Source organism: Marinobacter sp. THAF197a, from assembly GCF_009363275.1.
Classification (GTDB): domain Bacteria; phylum Pseudomonadota; class Gammaproteobacteria; order Pseudomonadales; family Oleiphilaceae; genus Marinobacter.
Genome location: NZ_CP045324.1, coordinates 3589410 through 3612506 on the forward strand (window position 1 = coordinate 3589410; position 23097 = coordinate 3612506).

Annotated in this window: 24 protein-coding genes and 1 other RNA gene; 11 read left to right on the forward strand and 14 right to left on the reverse strand. The window is 57.5% G+C overall.

The window, feature by feature from the left end:
- Position 1: 1 nt before the first annotated feature.
- Both pepP and FIV08_RS16680 read right to left on the reverse strand, forming a co-directional pair.
- On the reverse strand, positions 2-1321 hold the full coding sequence (gene pepP / locus FIV08_RS16675) for a Xaa-Pro aminopeptidase (protein ID WP_152439151.1): 1320 nt from the start codon (positions 1319-1321) through the stop codon (positions 2-4).
- Between the two features lie 12 nt (positions 1322-1333).
- Complete coding sequence (locus FIV08_RS16680; RefSeq protein WP_152439152.1) at positions 1334-1930, reverse strand: UPF0149 family protein; 597 nt, start codon at positions 1928-1930, stop codon at positions 1334-1336.
- Positions 1931-2117: 187 nt separating this feature from the next.
- On the opposite strand from FIV08_RS16680, the gene FIV08_RS16685 reads away from it, so the two are divergent.
- Positions 2118-2717, forward strand: a complete 600-nt coding sequence (locus FIV08_RS16685) for a ZrgA family zinc uptake protein (protein ID WP_152439153.1) — start codon at positions 2118-2120, stop codon at positions 2715-2717.
- 12 nt (positions 2718-2729) lie between these two features.
- On the opposite strand, the gene FIV08_RS16690 is transcribed toward FIV08_RS16685, so the two are convergent.
- Positions 2730-3245 (reverse strand): DUF3299 domain-containing protein, encoded by a 516-nt coding sequence (locus FIV08_RS16690; RefSeq protein WP_152439154.1) that lies wholly within the window; start codon positions 3243-3245, stop codon positions 2730-2732.
- 126 nt (positions 3246-3371) lie between these two features.
- Here FIV08_RS16690 and FIV08_RS16695 point away from each other — a divergent pair, with 126 nt between their 5' ends.
- The 6 genes from FIV08_RS16695 (at position 3372) to FIV08_RS16720 (ending at position 6807) form a co-directional block, all read left to right on the forward strand.
- Entirely contained in the window at positions 3372-4028 is a 657-nt protein-coding gene (locus tag FIV08_RS16695; RefSeq protein ID WP_416376898.1) for an ATP-binding cassette domain-containing protein, read from the forward strand.
- The gene (locus FIV08_RS16700; RefSeq protein ID WP_152439156.1) at positions 4025-5302 is read left to right on the forward strand and encodes an ABC transporter permease; all 1278 of its coding nucleotides are present in this window, start codon (positions 4025-4027) and stop codon (positions 5300-5302) included. The genes FIV08_RS16695 and FIV08_RS16700 overlap by 4 nt, the downstream gene beginning before the upstream one ends.
- Before the next feature lie 119 nt (positions 5303-5421).
- Entirely contained in the window at positions 5422-5628 is a 207-nt protein-coding gene (locus FIV08_RS16705; RefSeq protein WP_061330711.1) for a TIGR02449 family protein, read from the forward strand.
- A complete protein-coding gene (locus FIV08_RS16710) occupies positions 5628-5924 on the forward strand; it encodes a cell division protein ZapA (protein WP_072676232.1) in 297 nt (98 codons plus the stop codon). Before FIV08_RS16705 ends, FIV08_RS16710 begins: the two co-directional genes overlap by 1 nt.
- Positions 5925-5987: 63 nt before the next feature.
- Positions 5988-6167, forward strand: a non-coding RNA gene (ssrS, locus tag FIV08_RS16715) — 6S RNA.
- A 4-nt stretch (positions 6168-6171) separates the two neighbouring features.
- Positions 6172-6807 (forward strand): 5-formyltetrahydrofolate cyclo-ligase, encoded by a 636-nt coding sequence (locus tag FIV08_RS16720; protein ID WP_152439157.1) that lies wholly within the window; start codon positions 6172-6174, stop codon positions 6805-6807.
- Here FIV08_RS16720 and FIV08_RS19755 read toward each other — a convergent pair.
- On the reverse strand, positions 6789-6956 hold the full coding sequence (locus tag FIV08_RS19755) for a hypothetical protein (protein ID WP_172972293.1): 168 nt from the start codon (positions 6954-6956) through the stop codon (positions 6789-6791). The two genes, FIV08_RS16720 and FIV08_RS19755, sit on opposite strands and share 19 nt — an antisense overlap.
- Positions 6957-7245: 289 nt before the next feature.
- Positions 7246-8787, reverse strand: a complete 1542-nt coding sequence (gene ilvA, locus FIV08_RS16725) for a threonine ammonia-lyase, biosynthetic (RefSeq protein ID WP_152439158.1) — start codon at positions 8785-8787, stop codon at positions 7246-7248.
- A gap of 133 nt (positions 8788-8920) precedes the next feature.
- On the opposite strand from ilvA, the gene rpiA reads away from it, so the two are divergent.
- A complete protein-coding gene (rpiA, locus tag FIV08_RS16730; RefSeq protein WP_152439159.1) occupies positions 8921-9601 on the forward strand; it encodes a ribose-5-phosphate isomerase RpiA in 681 nt (226 codons plus the stop codon).
- Between the two features lie 143 nt (positions 9602-9744).
- Complete coding sequence (locus tag FIV08_RS16735) at positions 9745-10884, forward strand: acyl-CoA dehydrogenase family protein (RefSeq protein WP_152439160.1); 1140 nt, start codon at positions 9745-9747, stop codon at positions 10882-10884.
- A 25-nt stretch (positions 10885-10909) separates the two neighbouring features.
- Here the strand turns inward: FIV08_RS16735 and FIV08_RS16740 are convergent, their stop codons facing one another.
- Genes FIV08_RS16740 through FIV08_RS16770 form a run of 7 tightly spaced genes read right to left on the reverse strand, consistent with a single transcriptional unit; the run spans position 10910 to position 17227 of the window.
- Complete coding sequence (locus FIV08_RS16740; protein WP_152439161.1) at positions 10910-11146, reverse strand: hypothetical protein; 237 nt, start codon at positions 11144-11146, stop codon at positions 10910-10912.
- Positions 11147-11187: 41 nt separating this feature from the next.
- Positions 11188-12243 carry a hypothetical protein gene (locus FIV08_RS16745; protein WP_152480531.1) on the reverse strand — a complete coding sequence of 352 codons (1056 nt, stop codon included), beginning with the start codon at positions 12241-12243 and terminating at the stop codon, positions 11188-11190.
- Positions 12244-13998 (reverse strand): hypothetical protein, encoded by a 1755-nt coding sequence (locus tag FIV08_RS16750; protein WP_152439163.1) that lies wholly within the window; start codon positions 13996-13998, stop codon positions 12244-12246.
- A complete protein-coding gene (locus FIV08_RS16755; RefSeq protein ID WP_152439164.1) occupies positions 13985-14344 on the reverse strand; it encodes a hypothetical protein in 360 nt (119 codons plus the stop codon). The genes FIV08_RS16750 and FIV08_RS16755 overlap by 14 nt, the downstream gene beginning before the upstream one ends.
- Positions 14344-14634 (reverse strand): PAAR domain-containing protein, encoded by a 291-nt coding sequence (locus FIV08_RS16760; protein ID WP_152439165.1) that lies wholly within the window; start codon positions 14632-14634, stop codon positions 14344-14346. Before FIV08_RS16760 ends, FIV08_RS16755 begins: the two co-directional genes overlap by 1 nt.
- Positions 14634-15173 carry a DUF4123 domain-containing protein gene (locus tag FIV08_RS16765; protein ID WP_152439166.1) on the reverse strand — a complete coding sequence of 180 codons (540 nt, stop codon included), beginning with the start codon at positions 15171-15173 and terminating at the stop codon, positions 14634-14636. Before FIV08_RS16765 ends, FIV08_RS16760 begins: the two co-directional genes overlap by 1 nt.
- Positions 15170-17227, reverse strand: a complete 2058-nt coding sequence (locus tag FIV08_RS16770) for a type VI secretion system Vgr family protein (RefSeq protein WP_152439167.1) — start codon at positions 17225-17227, stop codon at positions 15170-15172. The genes FIV08_RS16765 and FIV08_RS16770 overlap by 4 nt, the downstream gene beginning before the upstream one ends.
- Positions 17228-17622: 395 nt before the next feature.
- Between FIV08_RS16770 and ppa the strand changes: the two genes are divergently transcribed.
- Positions 17623-18150, forward strand: coding sequence for an inorganic diphosphatase (gene ppa / locus FIV08_RS16775; protein ID WP_058092462.1), 528 nt, complete (start codon positions 17623-17625; stop codon positions 18148-18150).
- A 73-nt stretch (positions 18151-18223) separates the two neighbouring features.
- Here ppa and FIV08_RS16780 read toward each other — a convergent pair whose 3' ends face one another.
- Complete coding sequence (locus FIV08_RS16780) at positions 18224-19276, reverse strand: DUF2333 family protein (protein WP_152439168.1); 1053 nt, start codon at positions 19274-19276, stop codon at positions 18224-18226.
- A gap of 25 nt (positions 19277-19301) precedes the next feature.
- Positions 19302-21281: an EAL domain-containing protein gene (locus FIV08_RS16785; RefSeq protein WP_152439169.1), complete on the reverse strand. Its 1980-nt coding sequence runs from the start codon at positions 21279-21281 to the stop codon at positions 19302-19304.
- 195 nt (positions 21282-21476) lie between these two features.
- Between FIV08_RS16785 and FIV08_RS16790 the strand changes: the two genes are divergently transcribed.
- A complete protein-coding gene (locus FIV08_RS16790) occupies positions 21477-23090 on the forward strand; it encodes a diguanylate cyclase (protein ID WP_152439170.1) in 1614 nt (537 codons plus the stop codon).
- Positions 23091-23097 lie beyond the last annotated feature (7 nt).

A 23097-nucleotide genomic window follows, 5' to 3' on the forward strand; every position in this document is an offset into this window, starting at 1 on the left:
GTCAGTCCGCCATCAGCGCTTCAATCTCGGCAATGGTCTTCGGAACATCGCCAGTCAGAACCCGGCAACCTTCTTTGGTGACCACCACATCGTCTTCAATGCGAATACCAATGCCGCGCCATTTGGCGTCTACATTGGCGTTGTCCGGGGCGATGTAGAGCCCGGGCTCCACCGTCAACGCCATGCCCGGCTCCAGTTCACGCCAGGCATCACCCACCTTGTAGTCGCCCACATCGTGCACATCCAGGCCCAGCCAATGACCGGTCCGATGCATAAAGAAGGGCTTGTAGGCCTCACTGGCGATGGCGTCATCGAGTGAACCAGAGAGCAGCCCCAGGTCAATTAACCCCTGGGTAAGCACCTTCAGTGCCGCTTCGTGGGGATGGTTCCAGTGGTTACCGGGCCGCACAGCATCAATCGCTGCGTACTGGGCCGCCAGCACCACTTCGTACAGGGCTTTCTGTTCCGGGCTGAACCGGCCGCTGACCGGGAAAGTACGGGTGATATCGGAGGCGTAACAGTCCAGCTCGCACCCGGCATCGATCAACACCAGGTCTCCGTCTTTCAGGGGCGCGCTGTTCTCGATGTAATGCAGGATGCAACCGTTGGCACCGCCACCCACGATGGAAGGATACGCCGTCGAGCGGGCACCGTGTTCCATGAAGGTATGAATCAGTTCGGCTTCCAGGTTGTACTCGTAACCGCCCCGGCGCGCCCGTTTCATGGCACGGCAATGAGCCTCGGCACTGATCTGACCAGCCTTGGCCATCACCTTCACTTCTGCCGAGCTCTTGTACAAACGCATGTCGTGCAGCAGGTGTTCCAGGGCCACGAACTCTCCGGGAGGATGGGCGCCTGCGCGCACTTTGCTGCGGATAACCTTGACCCAGTCCATCACCCGGTTATCAAAGGCGTGGTCCTTGCCCAGCGGGTAATAGACCCGGCTGCGGCCTTCAATCATTCCGGGCAGGATGTCGTCGATGTCGGAAATCGGAAAGGCATCGTCCATACCGAAGCGCTCAATGGCGCCCTCCGGCCCCACCAGGAAACCGTCCCACAGTTCTTTCTCCGGGTTCCGCTCTTTGCAAAACAGCACGGTTTCACCGTGCTCACGGCCGGGAATCAGAGCCAGCACGGCTTCGGGCTCACCGAAGCCAGTCAGATACTGGAAATCGCTGTCCTGGCGGAACGGATGCAACACGTCCCGGTTTCTGACCCGTTCCGGGGCCGCCGGCAGGATAGCGATGCTGTCTGGTGCCATACGGTCCATCAACTTGCGCCGACGCTCAGCAAACTCTTTAACGGAAATCATTGAGGTCATGATGTCTCCAGGTCAATGCAGGGTCGGGGTGTTGGCCGGTTTTTCCGGTTCGTTAAACTCGGTAAATACCGCCAGGGCACCCAGCCGGATGTATTCGGTGATCTCCAGCAACTGCTGCTCGCTTTCTTCATCCGATTCTTCATCTTCCGACAACTGGCTGATAGCCACCATGTCTTCAATCAGCTCGCGAATCTCGTCCGGAGCCTGCCCCAAGGATGCTCCGGCCGCCAGTGCCATGCCTTCCAGGAAACCCCGAACCCAGGCCACCAGTGCCTCAAGGCGCTGATCAATGGCGTAATCGTCATCCGGCAGCAACGGGTGAAAACTGAGGTCTGACGACTGCAACTGCGCCAGCGCCGTCTGGTAGGCGCCGTTCATAAAGGGCGCCAGATCCCCGGACTCTTCCATGGCCTGGGTGCCAAGCCCCATCTGTTCACAAACCATGGCCAGCCACTCGTCTTCCTGAATACGGGAACCGGCCGCCAATCGACCACACAATGCACCGTGCAGCTCAGAGGGGTGGCTGAACGCCTTGTGTGTGGTGTAAACGTTGGCCCAGCGTTCAAATTCAGCGGCGCGGGCAGCACCTGTGCTATCGGTGTCAGACATGAAACCCTGTGTTCCTGTGTCAGGGGAGCCTGGCCGTTCTACCAGCCGGGTTCCGTATACATTTGAGCAAGCCTCTATCCTAGCATTCCGGCAGACAAGTGGCACTTCCGGGTACCGGCGGGCTTGCTTTTGCACTGGCAAAAATCAAAAATGTTATAACGTATCAAAGCTGCGAGAGGTACCAACCATGTTTTACCCACGCGCATCCGCACGTTCTGCAACCCTGCTGCTATCACTCAGCCTGGCCGCATGGCCGGTTCTAGCCTCCGACAACCCGGGCGCACACCAGCATGGGCACGCCGATCTGCAAATGGCGATTGATAACGAGCGCGTAGATCTGCTGCTTCTCTCACCCGCCTACAACCTGATCGGCTTCGAGCACAAGCCCCGCACTGATGAACAGCAACAACGGGTGAACGACGCCGAACAATGGGCCAGTGAAACTGCCATAATCAATACCGTGGCGGGCAACTGCACCCTGGTCTCCAGCGCCATGCACGTGGGCTGGGGTGAAGCGAAAGACGACGGCCACAAGCATGACCATGGTCACAGCCATAGCCATAGTCACAATCATGACCACGACCATGACCACGACTCCGGTCACGCAGACATCGAAATTACCCAGACGCTCAACTGCCCGAATCTATCGGAGTCCGCTCAGTTCGAAACCGGCCTGATGGCCCGCTTCCCTGAACTCCAACACCTGAACGTGCAGTGGGTCGGCCCACTGGGACAAGGCGCCACACGTCTGTCACCGGGTAACATCCAGTTCCGGCTGACCCGGTAGTAGCCCGGCGAACTACTCGCTGTAGGGTTTGACCGACGTCGCTACCAGCGAGTAGGAGGACGTACCGAGATCATTCTCGGTACGTTCGATGACCAATTCGCCTTCTATCCACACCGGGTCATACAAAGCCCGGAGCGTGAATCCTTCTTCATATTTGACGTGAATAATCTGGTTCGGTGGTGGCGGAGGCACATGAATGCAGGCGCCGTAGTAGGGGACCAGGAAGAACTCGAGGATACGCATGTCGTTGGTGACTTTCAGGGGCACGACAAAACCCGGAATCCGGCCTTCAACGTTACCCATCTCCGGAACAACCCGGCCGGTCATGATTTCATCCGGCAACAGGGCGGGGCCGTCTCCTTCGTGTTCAATTTCCGGCATACTCTCCAGCAACGCCAGATCCTCGGCCGGCATCAGTTCCAGCCAGTCGATCTCCCGCGGCTCTGCCAGTGCAATGGATGAAACCATCAGCAGTATCATCGGTCCAAGCCGCGCAAGCAGGTTCCGGGTTTGCAAGGTATCGAACATGTACAACCACTCCCCATGGGGTCAACCGTGTAACGGACGCCATCATACAACGGCAAAGACAATACGGATATGAGCACCGAGACAGCAAGAAACCAATCCGGTTCCAGTATACCGGAACCTGCGATCGTGACACGCCAACTGGCCTTTCGATGGCCCGGCCAGACAACCGCCACGGCCTTTCCCGATATCCGGCTTGCCCAGGGAGAGCATCTGTTCCTGCATGGCCCCAGCGGCACCGGCAAGAGTACTCTGCTGGGATTACTGGCGGGTATGCTGGCCCCGGAGTCGGGCACCATCGAACTTCTGGGACAGCCGATGTCCAGCCTGAAGGTCGGCGCTCGCGACCGGTTCCGGGCAAATCACATGGGCGTGATCTTCCAGCAGTTCAACCTGGTGCCTTACCTGAGCGCGATGGCCAACGTGACCTTGCCCTGCCGCCTGTCTGCGGTACGCCGCACCCGCACCAGCCCAGACCCTGAGACATCGGCAGCGGACCTGCTCAGGCAGCTGGCGATCCCGGATGACCACTGGCACAAAGGCGTGACCGAACTCTCCGTTGGCCAGCAACAGCGGGTGGCGGCTGCCCGGGCACTGATTGGCGCGCCGGAAGTCATCCTGGCTGATGAGCCAACCTCGGCACTGGATGCCGACAACCGGGACCGTTTTCTGGACCTGCTACTGGCGTTGGCTGAACAGCGGCGCAGCTCGGTTATCTTTGTCAGCCATGACCGCGCACTGGCCAGCCACTTCCATCACCAACAAGCTTTGGGAGCGACCCCATGAGCAAAGTAAAACTTGCCCTCTCCCTAGCTACCGCCAGCCTCTGGTATCGCCGCCGGGTGCTCGCTCTGGTCTGCCTGACACTGACCCTGAGCGTGTCTCTGCTGCTGGGCATCCAGTACCTGCGCACCGAAATCCGCCAGTCTTTCACCAGCACCATCAGCGGAACCGACCTGATTGTCGGTGCCCGGAGTGGCCAGCTTAACCTGCTGCTGTACACGGTGTTTCATATTGGTGATGCCACCAACAACATCCGCTGGTCCAGCTTCCAGAAACTGGAGCAGGATCGCCGCATTGATTGGGCCATCCCCATTTCACTGGGGGACAGCTATCGTGGTTATCGGGTGGTCGCCACCAACGACCAGTTTCTGGCCCGGCTCCAGTTCGGCAACAACCAGTCTCTGGAACTGGCCCAGGGCGAGTGGTTTGACGACCTGTTCGACGTGGTCCTCGGCGCAGGTGTTGCCAGGCAACTCGACCATCGCCTCAACGATGAGATCGTGTTGTCTCACGGGGGCGGTCGCACCAGCTTCTCCAATCACACCGACCTGCCCTTCAGGATATCCGGCGTGCTTGCACCCACCGGAACGCCGGTCGACCAGGCCGTCTATATCAGCCTCGATGCCATGGAAGCTATCCATGTTGGCTGGGAATCCGGTGTCGCCATCCCTGGCCGGGGTTTATCCCCGGACCGCGCCAGAGCCAGGGACTTTACACCAGACGCCATCACGGCGGCCTTTGTCGGCCTGAGCCAGCCCATCCTCACGTTTCAGGTACAACGGGAACTGAACCAGTCCCGGGATGAGCCGTTATCCGCCATTCTCCCCGGTGTCGCGCTGAGTGAGCTTTGGCGGATGATGGGGCAGTTTGAAAAAGCGCTGCTCGGCATCAGCGCCTTCGTGGTTGTTACCAGCCTGATCGGACTGGTGGCGGTGCTGCTTACCTTGCAGGCTCAACGCCAGCGCGAAGTGGCGGTTTTAAGGGCCACGGGTGCATCCCCGGCGCTGATCGCGTCGCTCTACAGTTTCGAGTGTGTGGTATTGGCCCTCACCGCCTGTCTGCTCGCCCTGATTGTCGGGGCTGGCGCAATTGCCGGCCTGAGTCCCTGGCTGCTGGAGCAGTTCGGTATCCAGATCAGCCTGCGCCCGTTGAAACAGGACGAGTGGTTACTGCTGGCTGCCGTTCCGGTGTCGGCCCTGCTGGTATCACTGGTGCCGGCCACCAGCACCTGGCGAAAGAGCCGGAAACAGGGCTTTGGTGCCGCCAATACAGACTGAACCCGCGCCGAAGGTGATGGCCATCACGGGAATCCGCGCCATGACAATGCGTTAAATTGACCGGTCTGGCGTCGGCACTTATAGTTACTCATACTTACATCACCGTTGTTGGGCACGTCATGGAACAGTCCGAAGTACAGGCATTAGCGGACAAGCTGGACAAGCTGATTGAACGCTGCGAAAAGCTGGAGAAGGATAACGCCCTGTTGCGCGAGCTGCAGGACGACTGGAATCGGGAACGAGCCCAGCTAATGCACAAGAACGATCTTGCCAAAAACAAGATTGAAGCCATGATAGGCCGCCTGAGGGCGCTGGAGCACCACTGATGTCAAAGTCATCAACCACCGTTGAAGTCAGAATACTCGACAAGGAATACCTGGTGGCTTGCCCGCAGGAAGAGCAAGAGGCGTTGCTTCGTGCGGCCCGGCATCTGGACAACAAAATGCGGGAAATCCGCTCCAGTGGCAAAGTGTTCGGAACCGAGCGCATTGCCGTGATGGCCGCGCTGAACATTACCCACGAACTGCTGGAGCGCGACACCATGTCTCACGCAACCAGCAATTTGCTCAGAGCCATGGACAACCGGCTGGACGAAGCCCTCGGAGAATCGTCCGGAAATTGATTTCAGAAAGATTCCGGGAAATGGGGTTGCAATCGGCCCCGACCCTGCCCGTATAATGGGATCAACTTCCTGGGCTGTTCGCTGGTCGGGTACGTCCTCGAGCCGATGCGCACTACCCAGGTGGCCACTTCAGGGCATTGTGAGCATGTCCCCCAAGGGGGAAAGCCTAATATGTCACAGCGGCCACCGACCTTGAACTTTGGGTTCAAGGGCTACATCCGATAACGGCAGCCCGGGAAGCTTTATTTTGAGTCAGTTTCACTCTCCCCAACCGTTTGAATCCCATCCGGACACCCTGTCCAGGACGGAGCTCCGCAGGCACCTCAGGCAAAAACGCCGAGCCTTATCCTTCGAGCAGCAACAACAGGCCTCGGAACGACTGACACTGAATCTTCTGAAACATCCGGCCCTTCACCGCGCCAGGCACATTGGCATCTACCTGCCCAATGACGGCGAGATCGACCCAAGCCTTTATATCGACTTGGGCCGGCGCAAGGGCATCCGGTTTTACCTGCCGATTCTGCACCCGGTGTATCCGGGCAAACTGGTGTTCAGTCCGTACTTTGACGGTGTTGAACTGACCGCCAATCGGTTTGGTATTCCGGAGCCGGCGTTTCCGCGCTCAAGGCGCAGACCGGCCTGGGCACTGGATGCGGTGCTGTTTCCGCTGGTAGGTTTTGATGAGCAGGGGGGAAGGCTCGGCATGGGCGGCGGGTTCTATGACCGCACGTTCGCCTTCAGCCGGATAAGGCCGGCCATGGCACCCAAGCTGATAGGGCTGGCCCACGATTTTCAGAAAGTCCGTGAATTACCGATAGAATCCTGGGATGTGCCCCTGCACGGCGTGGTTACGGACCAGCGCTGTTACCGGTTCAGACCCTGATTGGCAGACTGGATAAACCCGACCGCTGGCGCAGCCGCCCGGTCGGCACGTTTGTCTTCTGAGGCCTGGATGGAAGTGAAGCCGGTAACGACAAGGCCGACAGCAAAGATGAGCACGATGGCGCGGATGATGTCAGGCTTGTTACCCATTACGTATTTCCCGTTTTTTCTTTGAGTTAATTAGTTGGAAAATCAGCTAGCTATTCTCGGGTTCGAGAATTAGACGAAAGACTAACACGTAACTTCAATTTTACAATTTTTGACTCGTTACAGTTATGTAAGGGTTTTTGCGCCGGTATGCGAGGCCGGAGAATGACGCCCGACACCGGGCTCCCTGATCTCACGTGGATCACCGAATCAGTGGGTGGATGGGCTTTCCGAAACACGCTCCTTCGGCACATCCACCCCCTGATTCTGCTTGGGTGATTTTGCCCGGTTTCTACTTTTCGTTTGCGCTTCCGTTACCCGCGCCGAGGAACAACCGGTAGGCTTCGTTATCGGTCATGTTTTCGTAGCGGAAACCCACCTTCTCCAGCATCTTTTCGAAATCCGGAATCTCATCCTCATTCACCTGTGCTCCCAGCAGCACGCGGCTGTAGGCGGCGCCGTGGTTGCGGTAGTGGAACAGGGAGATGTTCCAGCGGGTGCCGAGGGACATCAGGAATTTCAGCAGGGCGCCCGGGCGTTCGGGGAATTCGAACTGGTACACCACTTCGTTATCCACTGACGGCGCATGGCCGCCGACCATGTGGCGGATGTGTTGTTTGGCCAGGTCGCTGTCGGTCAGGTCGATCACGGAGTAGCCGTTTTCGCGGAGTTCCTGCACCAGGTCTTCCCGGCCGTGGCCGCCAGCCTGGATCTGGATACCGACGAAGATGGTGGCGTCGTCAGAGTCCGAATAGCGGTAGTTGAACTCGGTGATGCTGCGCTTGTGCAAGGCGTTGATGAAGGTCTTGAAGGCACCCGGGCGTTCCGGGATGGTGACCGCCAGGATGGCTTCGCGTTTTTCACCGATTTCCGTGCGCTCTGAGATGTAGCGCAACCGGTCGAAGTTCATATTGGCGCCGCTGAGCGTGGCGATCAGGTTTTCGTTTTCGATCTGTTCCCGCTCAACGTACTTCTTGATGCCAGCGACGCCCAGGGCGCCGGCAGGTTCGGCGATGGAGCGGGTGTCTTCGAAAACGTCCTTGATAGCCGCGCAGATTTCATCGGTGGATACCGTGATCACTTCATCCACATAATCCTTGCAGATTTCCCAGGGGTATTTGCCAATCTGCTTGACCGCGACGCCGTCGGCAAAGATGCCCACTTCGTCCAGCACTACCCTCTTGCCAGCTTTCATAGCCGCTTGCAGGCAGTTGGAGTCTTCCGGCTCGACCCCGATCACCTTGATTTCCGGGCGAAGGTATTTGATATAGGCGGCCATGCCGGCAATCAGGCCGCCGCCGCCCACGCAGATGAAGATGGCGTGGATGGGCTGGCTGAACTGCCACATGATTTCCATGGCCACCGTGCCCTGGCCGGCAATCACATCCGGGTCGTCGTAAGGCGGGATGTAGGTATAGCCGTGTTTCTTGATCAGCTCCTGGGCATGGGCCGCGGCTTCATCAAAAGCATCGCCTTTGAGCACTACCCGGGCACCATGGTCCCGCACCGAGCGCACTTTGATCTCCGGGGTGGTCTGGGGCATCACGATCACCGCCTTGATGCCCAGCTTCTTGGCTGCCAGCGCCACGCCCTGGGCATGGTTGCCGGCGGAGGCACAAATCACCCCTTTGGCTTTCTGCTCCTCAGAGAGCTGGGCAATCCGGTTGTAGGCGCCGCGAATCTTGAAGGAAAACACCGGCTGAAGGTCTTCACGCTTGAGCAGAATATTGTTGCCAAAGCGCTTGGAGAGGCTACGGGCTTCAGTCAGGGGTGTTTCGATGGCGACGTCGTAGACCCGCGCATCGAGAATCTTCTTGATGTAGCGTTGCGGCATGATGGTTCCGGTTGCTGGTGATTGGCTTGGAAAAACCTACAGTGTAGAAACTTTGCACGGCAGCCGTCTATAAGCAGAGACACTGGGCGCGTATAATGCGTGAAAAATCATCTTTTTTCTCCCGGAGCCCACCATGACGCAGGACGAACTCAAACAAGCCGTTGCCAAAGCAGCCATGGACTACATTGCCCCGAAACTGGAACGCAGCAGCATTGTCGGCGTCGGCACTGGCAGCACGGCTAACTTTTTTATCGACTTCCTCGCCCAGTACAAAGATGAATTCGACGGCGCCGTGGCAAGTTCCGAGGCCACCGCAGAACGCCTGAAAAAGCACGGCATCGAAGTCTATGACCTGAACAGCGTCAGTGAGATGGAGTTCTATGTCGACGGTGCCGACGAAACCAACGCCAACCTCGAACTGATCAAAGGCGGCGGTGCCGCGCTGACCCGGGAAAAAATCGTGGCGGCAGTGGCCAAAACCTTCATTTGCATTGCGGACGACTCAAAAATGGTGAGCATCCTTGGCGACTTCCCGCTACCGGTGGAAGTTATTCCCATGGCACGCAGCCATGTTGGCCGGGAAATCGTGAGGCTCGGCGGTGATCCCGTGTACCGTGATGGTGTTACCACAGACAACGGCAACATCATCATCGACGTCCACAACCTGGATATCTCCCGCCCGATCCAGATGGAAGAAAAACTGAACAACATCGTGGGCGTGGTCACCAACGGTCTGTTCGCCCGCCGCCCGGCGGACCTGTTGTTGCTGGGCACCAGCGAGGGCGTGAAGAGCATCCCTCGTAACAGCGCCTGACAGGTTACGGACTGCCTCCAGAAAGCTGGCCAACCGGGCCAGCTTTTTTTGTGCCCGGCGAAATGCAAACCAAGCGCTTGCTTGGTGGCGGAGATTGCGCGACACTTCTTCCATCGAAAAACAAGTACACCGGGAGCGAATCCGTGTCTGACTACTTCAACGAAACCCACGAGCAGGTGCGCCAGACCGCGCGCAAATTTATCGACACCCACGTACGCCCTTACATAGACGACTGGGAAGAAGCCGGCGAATTCCCCCGGGAAATCTACCAGCTCGCAGGCGACGCAGGGCTTCTGGGCATTGGCTTCCCTGAGGCTCTGGGCGGCATCGCTGAGGGCGACATTTTTATGAAAGTGGCGGTTTCCGAAGAACTGATGCGTTCCACCTCCGGTGGCTTTGTGGCCAGCATCGGCTCCCTGGACATCGGCCTGCCGCCGGTGGCCAAGTGGGCTAAAAAAGAGATTCGGGAGCAGATTGTGCCTCCCGTTCTGCGCGGTGAAAAAATTGCCGCCCTGGCCGTCACCGAGCCCGGCGGCGGCTCCGACGTGGCGAACCTGAAGACCCGGGCGGTAAAAGATGGCGATCACTACATCGTCAACGGCAGCAAAACCTTCATCACCAGCGGCATCCGCGCCGACCACTACACCGTGGCCGTGCGCACCGGTGGCGAGGGCCACGCCGGCATCAGCCTGCTGCTGATCGACCGCGACATGCCTGGCTTCTCCACCGGCAAGAAACTCAAGAAAATGGGCTGGTGGGCGAGCGACACTGCCGAGCTGTTCTTTGAAGACTGCAGGGTGCCTGCAGACCGCCTGATCGGCGCCGAAAACGCCGGCTTTATCGCCATCATGAGTAACTTCCTGGCCGAACGCCTGAGCCTGTCCATCATGGCCTACATGACCGCTCAACTGGCCTACGAGGCGGCCCTGGACTACACCAAACAACGCCAGGCCTTCGGCCGCAATATCGCCGGCTTCCAGGTCACCCGCCATAAGCTGGTGGACATGGCGACCCAGATCGACATCGCCCGGGAATACACCTACCGCTGCGCTGCGTTGATGCAAGCCGGCAAGAACCCGATCAAACAGGTGGCCATGGCGAAGAATTTCTCTGTGGACGTGTGCGAAAAGGTTACCCGCGAAGCGGTACAGCTGTTCGGCGGCATGGGCTATATGCGGGAATCGGTAGTAGAGCGGCTGTATCGGGACGCCAAGATTCTGTCCATTGGCGGTGGGACCACGGAGATCATGAAGGAGCTGATTGCCAAACAGATCAGGCTTTAGGCCTGGTCTGTTTGGTCTTCAGTTTTCAACCGGCACGATATCCCAGGTATCCACCCACAATTGAGCCCAGAATAGCCAGTACCGGCAGCGTGAAAACAACAGCATTCAGATTGCCACCAAAAAAGTCACCGGACCTTTTCAATGAGAAAAGACTGTTAAACGTATCGATGACCACCGGTGTCAATCCGACGAACCAGCCCAACACAGCGCCAATAAATAAACCGAAAACAATTCCAATGAACACCATAAACCACTGCATCACAGCCGATCCTTGTCAAAACGATTATATGTGGTGCTAACCAACTACCTCTTAACGTCCAACATGCCATAGGGGCGCTCACGCACACCCTTGAGCAACCCGACAATCACGTCGGTGCCTTTCATCGGTGCCATTTCAGGGTAGTCTTTCATTTCGATTGAACCTTCGATCTCAAAATGGCCGTGACGGAAGCTGTTCACCTCGCCATCCGTGGCGACCCAACGGAATTCCCGTTCGGTGTCGCTGTGTTTGCCATCGCTGATGAATAGGCGGCCTTTGCGACCGGCTACGGTCATTTTGCTGGAGGCTAGGAAGGACAGCATACCGGTATTGCGACTCTTCTCTTCCTTAAGCTCTGCTTCACTTTGGTATGTGCCGGCCATAAGCAAAAAGCGGGAACGTTTGCCGTTATAGAACTCCATGGCATAGCCCTCTCGCTCGGGCGTCACAGTGTTCACCACCACAAACTCCCGATCCAGACACACCCCTGGTTTATTGTGGGGCCAGGGATGGTATTCCAAGGCATGAGCCCGCTCCTGCATTTGGATCAAGCGCTCGTGATAGATGGCTTTGTAATCAGCTTCATCTCGAGAGACATTTCCCAGTGCACCCTGCCCTTGGATGGCAATGGCGGCTTTTGCGGACGGGAAGTCCCTTAGAAAGTGAGTTTCGAACTTGTGACTGCGATCAGGCTTTTCTCGCATCCCTGGAATTTTTCGTCTGTCTGCATAGTAAACCAAGGTTTTGAGGTCACCTTCCGGTTCCGAATGCACGTAATGGGTTTCGACAACTTCCTTATTGCGCACTTCTTCCACTCGCGATCGCCACTCGTCAACCCGATACTCTCCCCGATACGCAGTATCGTGACGCACTTCGTCTGGTGGGTACACCGAAGCCAGAATCAACTCATCGTTGTAACCGCTATCGATCAGTTTCATATCCGCAGGTAGCTCTAACTGGTATCGCCCTGCGCAGTGTTCCGTAAACTCAAATACCGGGAGTTCGTCTTCTCGCATTTCCATCTTGCTCATGGCCAGTCCTTGTGTAGTTTGTATCAGCAATAGAAGCCCAGTCAGGGCACTGCGGGTAATCGGCGACATTCAGCCTCCCAGTTTTCGGTGTATGTCCGGCAACAGGATCTGCAGCTCCCCCATAACCAGATCCCGGACATCCGGGCAGTTAAAAAAGCCCTGATGCTCCTCCGTTGCGGGCAGAGCCAGCCGCTTGAGGCCACCAGCGGCCCTGGGATGATCACCCGCTCCCGCATGAACGGTGCCGTCTCCCGGCGCCGTTTCTGATTGCAGCTTATAGTCCGTCGTATTGGCCTGAGGCGGGGGTGGGGGATGGTACTCATACTTAGCCTGTTCCAGCCAAGCATCCACAGCCGCTTCGTGTCTTTGCTTTTCCTGAGGCCCGTACAGACTCACCGTTCCATCGCCGAATAAAACAGCATGATTCTCATTGTGGTAAACTTGCCATTCATCCCTTTCGCCGTCTGAGACTTCACCACCGTCCCATGTACATCGGTCAAACGAAAGATCGTTATCATTATTGCTGTAGACTAGGGTAGTGGTGTTATGGAAGCTATCTGCTAACGTCTGATGAAAATCAGAACACTCCTTTAATCTCAGGTCCATTGCGAATTCATAGTCATCTAGCTGATTACCTTCTGAGTAAGCACTCCCAATCTCCGGTGCCAACAACTCCGGCTGAATCATCCGGTACCAAACATCAAACCGGGAATAAAAATCAAAAACCGAACTCCCTGTCCCAATGTTCACCACTTCCGGCGCCTGATCTCCGCTTTTCAGGTACAACCAGTCCGCCTGATTGTCCACTGTGCGATATAGCTGATTGGGCAAAAGCTCAAGTCCGCCCTGGCAGAACCCGAGGATGGCGGTCACATCGGCAGCATTTTTACCAAGTACCAATTTGGCGGCTCCAGATTCACCCGCCCGGAACTTTTTGTACGTCGCCGGGCTACCATGGGTCGGCATCGCGCCGTGAATGACCGCCTCTACATCACTTTCCAGCCTCGCCATGGAAAAGCCCGCCCGCGAGGCATAGCCACCCATGGAATGACTGATCACCAGAAACTTGACGTCCGCTGGACCTATGCCTCGCTCGTCCTTCTCCACGATTTGTTGACGAAAGTCAGCAATCCGATCTTTCAGGCGCTCGCCAGCATTTTCATTGCTCAACATCCAGTTGTAGCCCACGGCAAATACCGGAAAACGAAGGCCCGGATACAGTCGTGACAAGGTGCGAGTCTTGTTCTCCAGAAACTTCAGGAAGGGGCCGTAGCTGTCCCAGTGCACCTCACCCCAGCCATACTGGCGTTTTTCGTCTATCTGCGAGGGCGGAACCGCGGTATAGGTGCGAAAATAGTCATCCGCACCTTCATCAACTTCCAGTAAGCTATCATCGCGCTCAAAAATGGGCACGCCTCGACGCTTGGCATCACCGTTTACCAATAACTGCTTACGCTGTACCGGCCCGGCAAACACAAAATCACTTACACGAGGAACCACGCCTGCATACCGGCGAGCCGTCCGACCTTTTTCAGCCAAGTCGTCACCGCGCTCTTTCACACCAATCCAGCGTCGCCGGAACCATTTACCTATAGCTTCGAGCTTTCCGTCGTCGTCCTCCGCTTGGGCATCAGCCATTTCCTGTTCACGCTGCGCTTTGATTTCGATGGCCGCACCACTGGGGCCTTCAAAAGCTGCTCCAGCAGCAGGATCCCAAACAGAGCTCCCGCTCCTGCGGTTTTTCAACCTCGTACCCATAATCCCTGGCACAAACACCAGAGCCACAACGCCCGGGCGGCATTGGCAATCCTCATGACAACTCATCCACATTCTCCTTGTGCTGCTTGTGCTCCCTTGCCCATTCCAGTACCCGCTCTGCCCGAAACTGCTCGAGCGCTCCGGAATGCAGATAACCTTGTACCGCCGTATTCTCGAATGCGTCAGGCACGTAGTGCAGCGCTTCCAGCAGGAGCGTGACTGCGGACAGGCTCGTAAAACCGGCTTCTGCCGCGAGGCTCAATCCTGTATCCAGTTGCGCCTTGCATTCGGGCCAGTTTGCCGGTGGATCGGGCAAATCCAACAGGTGGCGCGCCAACGCATATTGGCGAACTCGTTGCTGTTGGCTGGGCATGCGATCTAGCTCTTCCTGAGCCAATGTCCATGCCATCATCAGGCCACCGTTACTGCTGGATCACCTTCGAGCACCACGCCGCCGTGAGCCGTGGCGCTCCCCTGCAACACAACTGGCACGCCGTTCACGGTCAACCCGGGAGCACCCTGGCTCAGGGTGTCGGGCCCGCCGACTTTGCAGTTGCACTTATGGCCCTGCAGGGCAACCGGCGTACCGTTGACGGTAAAGGCCCCATCGCCCTCGGCAATGCCGCCACCAACGTGGGGTGTGTTACCCGAGAACATCGGGCACATGTGGTAATGACCTTTCAATGAAACGGGAATACCCATCAGATTTCCTCCATGAACGACAGATGACGACTCACGAAACTGTCTCCGGCTTCGCTTCGCTGCCAAAGCTGATATTGGTACGGGTACTGGTACGGATTGAGATCGGCATGAATCAGCGTATCAAAGGGAGCCAGGAACTCATCGCGTCGACGAGGCGGCGAATCTTCCAGGTAGAGGCTAAGTACTCGCGGGTCGTACCAGCGAAACCGCGTTGTTTCTCCTCCGGGCAAACGGGCATACACCCGCGACCGCAAGGCATCCACCAGATGTTTAGGTCCAAGGGAGCTCGTAATCCAAAGGCTGGCGTGGCCCAGCGGATCTTTCTGCAAACACACATCGATTGCCCCGGGTTCTCCGTCAACTGCAATGAGCCAGGGGCCACTGTCGGCGAGCTCTTCGTCTTGCTGGCGGAACAGGGAAAGGGTGTCCAAGCCAGCACCACGGGCAAACCACAGGGGTTCGGGACAGGCGGCGGCATCCAGTATCAAGCACTGCACGCCCTGGCGGACCAGCGCATGCCGTCGCTTGGCGTTACTCATGCACCGTCCCCGCACGCGGAGCAGATATCAACCAGCGGCGTTCCCTCCCGAGCCGCGCTTTCCAGGGTTTTGATCTGAGAGACCGCGCCGGTTGAGACCGCAACCGGACCGTTCAGCTTTATGGACGGTGAATCAATGGTCACGCCACCTGAGCCAATGGTGATTTTGCCCCCCGGTCCCTGGACCACAACACTTTCGCTACCGGTTAGGGTGAGATTCCGGGTGTGAATCAGGGCGCTTTCGCCGGCCTCTACCAGTACCTTGCCCTGCACTTTCTGGGTGTAGTGTCCACCCACTTCCAGATCATGATTGGCGCGGCTGAACTCGTGGCGACGATCGGCCACTTCCAGGCGATAGTGGCGGCCAATGTTGGTAAACCGGTCACGGCCAACCTCCAGGGTCTGATCCTGCCCGATGGAGGCCTTCTGGTCGCGGCCAATGTCGACCTGTTCGTCCCGGGTTACGTTCAGGCGCTGGTCGTTGCCGATGTGTTTTTCACGGTCATTGCCGACGGAGTACTTCTGGTCGTTGTAGATCTCCAACTCATGGTCTTTCTGCGCCCGAAGATAAACCAGTTGTTTTTCCTTTTCGTCTTCAAAACTTAATTCGTTGTAGCCGCCACCCTGGTGGGTCTGCGTCCTGAGCACGGTTCTGGTTCGGTTTGTGGGCAGGGTATAGGGTGGCTTGTTGGTCGCGTGGTACGTCCGGCCGGTGATGATGGGTTGGTCTGGATCACCGTCCAGGAAGCTGACAATCACCTCGTGGCCTACACGGGGTAGCGCCATGAAGCCATACTGGCCGCCGGCCCAGCCCTGGCTGACCCGTAACCAGGCGCTGCTGTGTTCATCGTCCGTGCCATAGCGGTCCCAGGGGAACCATACCTTGACCCTGCCGTGGTCGTCGCAATAGATCTCTTCCCCGGCCGGACCGGTCACCCGGGCTATTTGAGGGCCATCCATTACCGGGCGGCAACGATCGTTCCGTGGTCGCCAATTTACCGTTGCCGGTACAGCGGTGAACCCATTACCGTAGGTTGTGGGCTCCCCTCCTGCTTCCTCCTCCAGCACCTGAGGCTGTACACCATGATGCGTCACGCTAATCAACAACCATTCACTATTGGCGGCGTCATCAAAATGGCCCTCCAACTGAAAACGAGCCCCGGCTGTAAAATCAGCCCGATTACTTTCTCCGCTGGCGGTGCTTGCGCCCTGCCGGAGGCTATCAAGCCGTGCACGGGCGAAGGGCTCGCCGCTGGCGTCCTGCTTGTACCGACCAGGATAATCGTAGTGTTCGTAGTCTGGCCGTTGGTGCTGCAGGTCTGACGCCATTTCCACATGGTCGAGCCCATAGGCGGGGTTGCGGAAGGTGTAGTCTTTCATGGTAACCCCGGCAACACCCACTCGCTCGGTGGTATCGAACCGGTATACACAGCTTTGCCGACTGCTCCCTCCAGCCGTGGCATTGTATGGGGCATTTTCCAGTTTCAATGAATCCCGATAATGATCTGCGATGATGAACTCAGAACTCTGCCTGCCATGCTCCACCCTGAAGTGCCAACCTTCTTCAGCCGCCAACCGTCTCAGGAAGGCGAGATCTGACTCTCGGTATTGCACGCAGTACTCACGCTCTTCCGGTTTCCGGTTCAGGTCGAAACGTGTGCCTACTACCGCGTATTCCTCCAGCAACTCCCGCAGAATGACTTCGGTATCTTTATGTTGGAATATCCGGCTGTTCCGGCCTATGCCGAGGCGCCAAAGAGGAGGCCTAACGATCATCTCGTACCGGGTTCGGTGGTTGCCCGCTGTACCACGGGAAAACTCGGCCACCACACCTCTGAACTGCCTCAGCAACTGCTCATCCTGGTATATCCGAAGGATTATCTCTTGCTCCAATACCTCCGATGGCGCAATGTGACTGGCCTTACTGAAGGCTGTAAGGTCAAGGGTAAATACCTCTGAAAGAGCTTCAGTAATATCGAACTCATACACACTGAAAGTGTCGTCGGGCAGTTCACCAACGCTTATGGTGAACTGTAAGCCTGTGGAACCCAGCATATGCAACGTCCTATGTCAGTGGATCAACACTCGATCATTGAGTATCAGGGGAATTGGGAGGAAAGGCGTTCGGGGCGGCAAGGGGGGACGCCGAAGTGAGAAGAGCCCGGATTACCCTCAAACGTTATCGAGAGCCCGCTTTCGTGCCAAACCTGGCAAGCTGTTAGATCAATCACCCGACCATTCCTTTGTTCCATTGTCTCTCATATCCCTTGAGAATGGATGAAATTTCACCACTTCTGTACCGAAAACTACCAAAGCCCCGAGCCAGCGGCAACCTGTTGCGAAAGCTTACAGACCAACGTTTAGTTTCGGTCCACACCATTGTCCCGTATAATTACGCCCACTTTTTGAACGCAGTTAAACGCACCTCAACGTAGCAGGAAGGATCGCACATGCAATTCGACAACATCCCCGCTGGCAAGAACCCGCCAGAAGACATCTACGTAGCCATCGAGATTCCGGCTAACAGCTCCCCGGTCAAGTACGAGCTGGACAAAGACATGGGCGCCCTGCTGGTTGACCGGTTCATGGCCACCCCCATGTTCTATCCGGCCAACTACGGCTTCATCCCCCACACCCTGGCTGATGACGGCGATCCCATCGATGTGCTGGTTGTTACCCCTTACCCCATCCAGGCCGGCTGCGTTATTCGCTGTCGCCCGGTAGGCGTGCTGAACATGGAAGACGAAGCCGGTGGTGATGCCAAGCTGGTTGCGGTACCCCACGACAAGCTGACCACCACCTACCACGATGTCAAAGAGATCGACGACCTGCCGGAGCTGCTGCGCAACCAGATCCGGCACTTCTTCGAAAACTACAAGACGCTGGAGCCCGGCAAGTGGGTGAAGGTACAGGGCTGGGGCAACGCCTCCGAAGCCAAAAAAGCCATTGAAGACGCGGTTAACGCCTACAAAGGCTGATCGCACTTCAGGCAAAGAAAAGCCGGGCAGTCATCACAACTGCCCGGCTTTTTTGTGCGCGAGATCTGGTCTCTTAGCCCCTGGACAGCAGATCCCGCATATCACTGATGGCGGCGTTCGCCCGCGACAGATAGGCCGCCATGGTAAGTGAGTGATTTGCCAGCACTCCGAAGCCACTGCCATTCAGAATCACCGGGCTCCACATGGGCTGTTGCGTGCCCTCAAGCTCAATAATGATCTGCTTCACGCTGGCCATGGCATTTTTGTCCTGCAATACCTTGCGGAAATCCACCTCAATGGCCTTGAAGATGTGCAGCAATGCCCAGGCGCTGCCCCGGGCCTCATAGAACACGTCATCAATTTTGGTCCAGGGCGTTTTCACGTCATCACCACCGGTGTCTTCCGCCAGCGGATCATCCGGGTTGACGTTCGCCAGGGCTTCCGAAACCGAGGCTTTCCCAACACTCTCGCTGAGCGTTCGTGACAGGCTGCCCAACCGGGTTTCAAGGTCTGCCAGCCAGTTATTGAGGTTGTCAGCACGGGCAAAAAACTGGGCGTTGGGCTGCTCCGGATGAGACAGCCGGTCCAGGTATCGTTTCAGCGCATTAATGCCCCGACGGTACTCCCGCTCCGTGGAAGGAATGGCCCAGCTACCGCTGTCAAAATGAAACTGCGGCTCGGCGATGATCAGGTCCGCGTCTTCAGCAGACTGGCTCTGAGAACGGCTGATGTCCTTACGCATGGCTCTGGACAGATCCCGCAACTGTACCAGCACACCAAACTCCCAGTTGGGCATGTTATCCATCCACAACCCGGGCGGGAAAATATCGTTGGAAATATAGCCACCGGGTTTGTCCAGCAAGGTTTCGGCAAGCTGGATCATGGTGGCAGTGGTGGCAAAACCGGTCACCGGCTCCCGGCCCATGTCATTGGCGAGGGCGCGGGTATGCTCTCGCACAGAAAAGGTATCTGGCTCACTGCTCCAGTACATACCAAGAATGGTGGTTATTACCAGATATACCAACAGGATCACCAGAACAAATTTGCCAATGACACCGTTGCCTCCGGTGTAATCCTGCATATCGTCTTTCTTGTCCCTGAAGTACTGTGTGATTTTGCCCGGCATAAGGCTGCAAGTCTCCCGTCAGTTGTCAGTCAGCGGCAAATGGCCTGCCAAGATGGTATCCCATGGCTCCATCAATACCCAATCTACAGAGTACCGAGTATTCTGCTGCCGTTTCCACTCCTGTCGCAAAAACCTTCACGCCCCGGCTGCGCGCAATGGCCAGCACGGACTCCAGCCAGAAACGATTTTCATCATGGCTGTCGAGGTTATGGATGAAGCTGTTATCGATACGCATGGCCCGGAACGGCAGATTCTTCAGGTAGCTGAACGGCACGCCCCCCACCCCGAAACGATCCACCAGAACCGGCACCCCGAGCCGGACGAGCTCTCGAACCAGTGTGCTGACATCCTTGCGGTGATGGTGAATGGTCTGCTCGGCCACCCCAACCCAAAGACGACCAACCAGAGGCCCTGCCTGCCCAAGACTCGCCAGCAGATCCCTCCGGAACTCCGGGTCAGCAACGGACGCACTCCCCAGGGAAACCGCCAGGCGCTCCCCCGGATGGCTCGCCAGGCGCTCCAGAACCCGCTCGATCAGTAGCCGGTCGATGTCCTTGATTAGCCCGAGGCGCTCGGCCACAGGTACAAACAAACCTGCCTTGAGAACCCCTTCAGGACTGTTGATACGGGAGAACACCTGATAGTGAACCACCGACTGCTCACCACCCTGCACCATGGGCTGTAACCACAGCGACAAACTGCGGTCACGTATCGCCTGGCTGATGATCACCCGCCAGGTTTCCATGTTGTGGTGGTTCTCCAGGCCGGTTTCGGACAGCCAGCAGCAGGATTCATCCCGCTGCTGGGCCGCCACCAGGGCCTCATCGGCAGCTGCCAGCAGGTCCCGGCTACCTAACCCTTCGGCTGTCACCGCGAGCCCGGCATGCACGATAGTATCCATCGGTGCGGCATGATCCGCATAAAGCCCGTCAAGTTCCGCAACCAGTTCTTCCGCCCACACCCGGACATCTGCCGCGGATGCGCCCGGCAGAAAAACCGCGAATTCAGCCCCCGTCCTGCGCCCGGCGAAAGATTCAGTGTGCCGCTTCACAAAGCGCTGCAGACAGCCGGCAATCTGCTTCAGGAGCAGGTCGCCCTCGCTGCGGCCATAGGCCCTGTTGTAGTCAACGAAAAAGCCGAGCTGGATCATAATCAGCACGCCCGGGGCAGCCTTTTCCTCGGATTCAAGCTCAGCCCGCAGTCGCTGATCAAAGGCACTCCGACTGGCCAGGCCGGTCACGGGATCTTCGTTGTTCACCTTGCGCAAATGCTGGATCAGCTTGCCTTGCCCCTCAAACAACTGGCCGAGGTCATCCGCCATCTGATTCATGGCTTCGGTAACCTGGTTCAGTTCCCGGGTTGACTTGATGTCGACCCGTTTCCGAAAATCCCGCTGCCCCAAAGCCCTGGCCTGAGCTTCCAACGCTTTCAGCGGGCTCAGTATTCGCCCCAGCAACAGGTGCAGGACGACCAGACCGGCACCGCCGATGGCCAGCACGCCCACCAACAATCCCACGGTAATGCGCCAGAGATCGTCGTAAGCCCGGCCCGGATGACTGACCACACGAACCTTGCCCAGACGACTCCAGCCACGCACGACTTCGGCCTCAGCCATTGGCCGAGGCAGGGAGGCCAAACGGATAAACCAGCCAGGGGCGGCAGTACCCTGAAGCGGCATTCTTCTGCCCGCAATCAGGCTATCACTGTGATCAAGGTATTCCACGGACAAGTACCGGCCACTGTCGAACACGGCATCAATCAGCGACGCAGCTGCCACCGGATCTGAGCCATCAATGGCGTTCGACAAGGATAAGCCCGTGGCCGTGGCGCCGTCCCGGGCATGGTCACCGAGCTGATCGGCTACGTAGCCCCGAAAATAGCCGAAACTGGTGATGAACGCCGCCGTGAGAATGAGCACCAGCAAGCCACCGGTAAACACCAGTAATAGCCCCTGAAGCGTAATCACGCCGTGCTGCTGATCTCTCTTTCCAAGCATCCCCGCCATAGCTGCTGGGGCTCCGGTCCGATAATTGGTTTGATAAGTGTCTGTGACCTGTACCGCAGAGTTGACAAACATTTACATAGCGCAACCTACGCCGACAACATTAAACACTATAGACTCTGCAAAAGGACTAAGGTTAAAAAGTTAGTCCTGCCGGATCGGACCATCAAAAAATGAAAACAGACAGGCCGGAGCACAATGAACGACGAAAGCCAGAAAGAAAAACTCAGGCAGCATTTCGCCCGCCGTGTGACCACCCAGGCCAGGGTGGTTCTGGATACCTGGCAGAAGATTCGCGAAGACAGGGATCAAGCCGCGGTTTACCGCGATGAGCTGGTCTCGGCAACGGACAAGCTGGTCCGCTATGCCAAACGGTTCGAAATGGAGAGCCATGCCGCCGCTGCGGAGCACATCCTGGGACTGCTAGAGCACTGGCACCAGAGCTCCCCCCTTGAGGATGACCAGGCGCGGCAACTGGAAGATGCCACCGAGACTCTGCGCCATTGCACCCAACGCCGTACCGACCAGGAAACCTCCGACACACCCCAGCAATACCGACGCACACCGGTCTACATTGCGCTGTCCAACGGTGAAATGGCCGCCCGCCTGATCCGCCAGCTGGAATTTTTCGGGTTCCGGGCGTCCGCGTTCAGCAGTGCCTCTGACCTGATTGAAGCCTGCGCCCTGAGCAAGCCGGAAACCATCCTCATGGATGTCAACTTTGGCGGCGACACCAACAGTGGCATTGCCACTGTGGAGCAGCTACAGGAGCAGCACGACACGCCCATACCGATCATCTTCATGAGCGATGAAGACGGCAGTATTGAAACCCGCCTGCGAGCATCCCGGTGTGGCGGCGAGGAGTTTTTCTACCCGGCGGTGGACCCCGGCCAGCTGATCGAAAAGATCGAAACCTACACCCACGGCAATACGGTCGAGCCCTACAAGGTGCTGGTTCTGGATGACTCCCGGGCCCAGGCCAAATACATGGAAACGGTGTTGAAGAAAGCGGGCATGACCGCCCACATCATCACCGATCCGATGCAGATCATTCACGCCCTGGAAGAGTTTTCGCCGGAAATCATCATTCTGGACATGTACATGCCCGGCTGCACCGGCATGGAGATCGCCCGGGTGATCCGTCAGCAGGATCGCTTCCACAGCGTTCCCATCATTTACCTGTCCGCGGAAGAAGACGTCAGCAAGCAGCTGCACGCTATGAGCCTGGGGGGCGACGACTTCCTGACCAAGCCCATCGACCCCAAGCACCTGATTGCCACCCTGCACAACCGTGGCCGCCGGGCCCGGTCATTGCTGGCACTGATGATTCGCGACAGCCTCACCGGCCTGTATAACCACACCCATACCCTGCATCTGCTGGAGCAGGAAATCGTGCGGGCCCGGCAGAAAGACCAACCCCTGTGTTTCGCCATGCTCGACATCGATTACTTCAAAAAGGTTAACGACACCTTTGGCCATCCCATTGGCGACCGGGTGCTGCGAAGCCTGTCGATGTTTCTCAAGCAGCGACTGCGAAAATCCGATCACATCGGGCGTTATGGTGGTGAGGAGTTTGCGATCATTCTGCCCAACACACGGCCCGGTGACGCCCGCAACGTGTTGAATGAAATCCGCGAGCGCTTCTCCGAGCTGGTACAGCCGGCCGGCGACCGGGAATTCAACGTCACCTTCAGTTGCGGCATCTCCGCCTGGCAGGGTGACAGCGCCCAGTCTCTGTGCGAGCGCGCAGACCGGGCGCTTTACACGTCCAAGGAACATGGGCGCAACTGCGTTACCACTGCAGAAGACTAAACCCCGG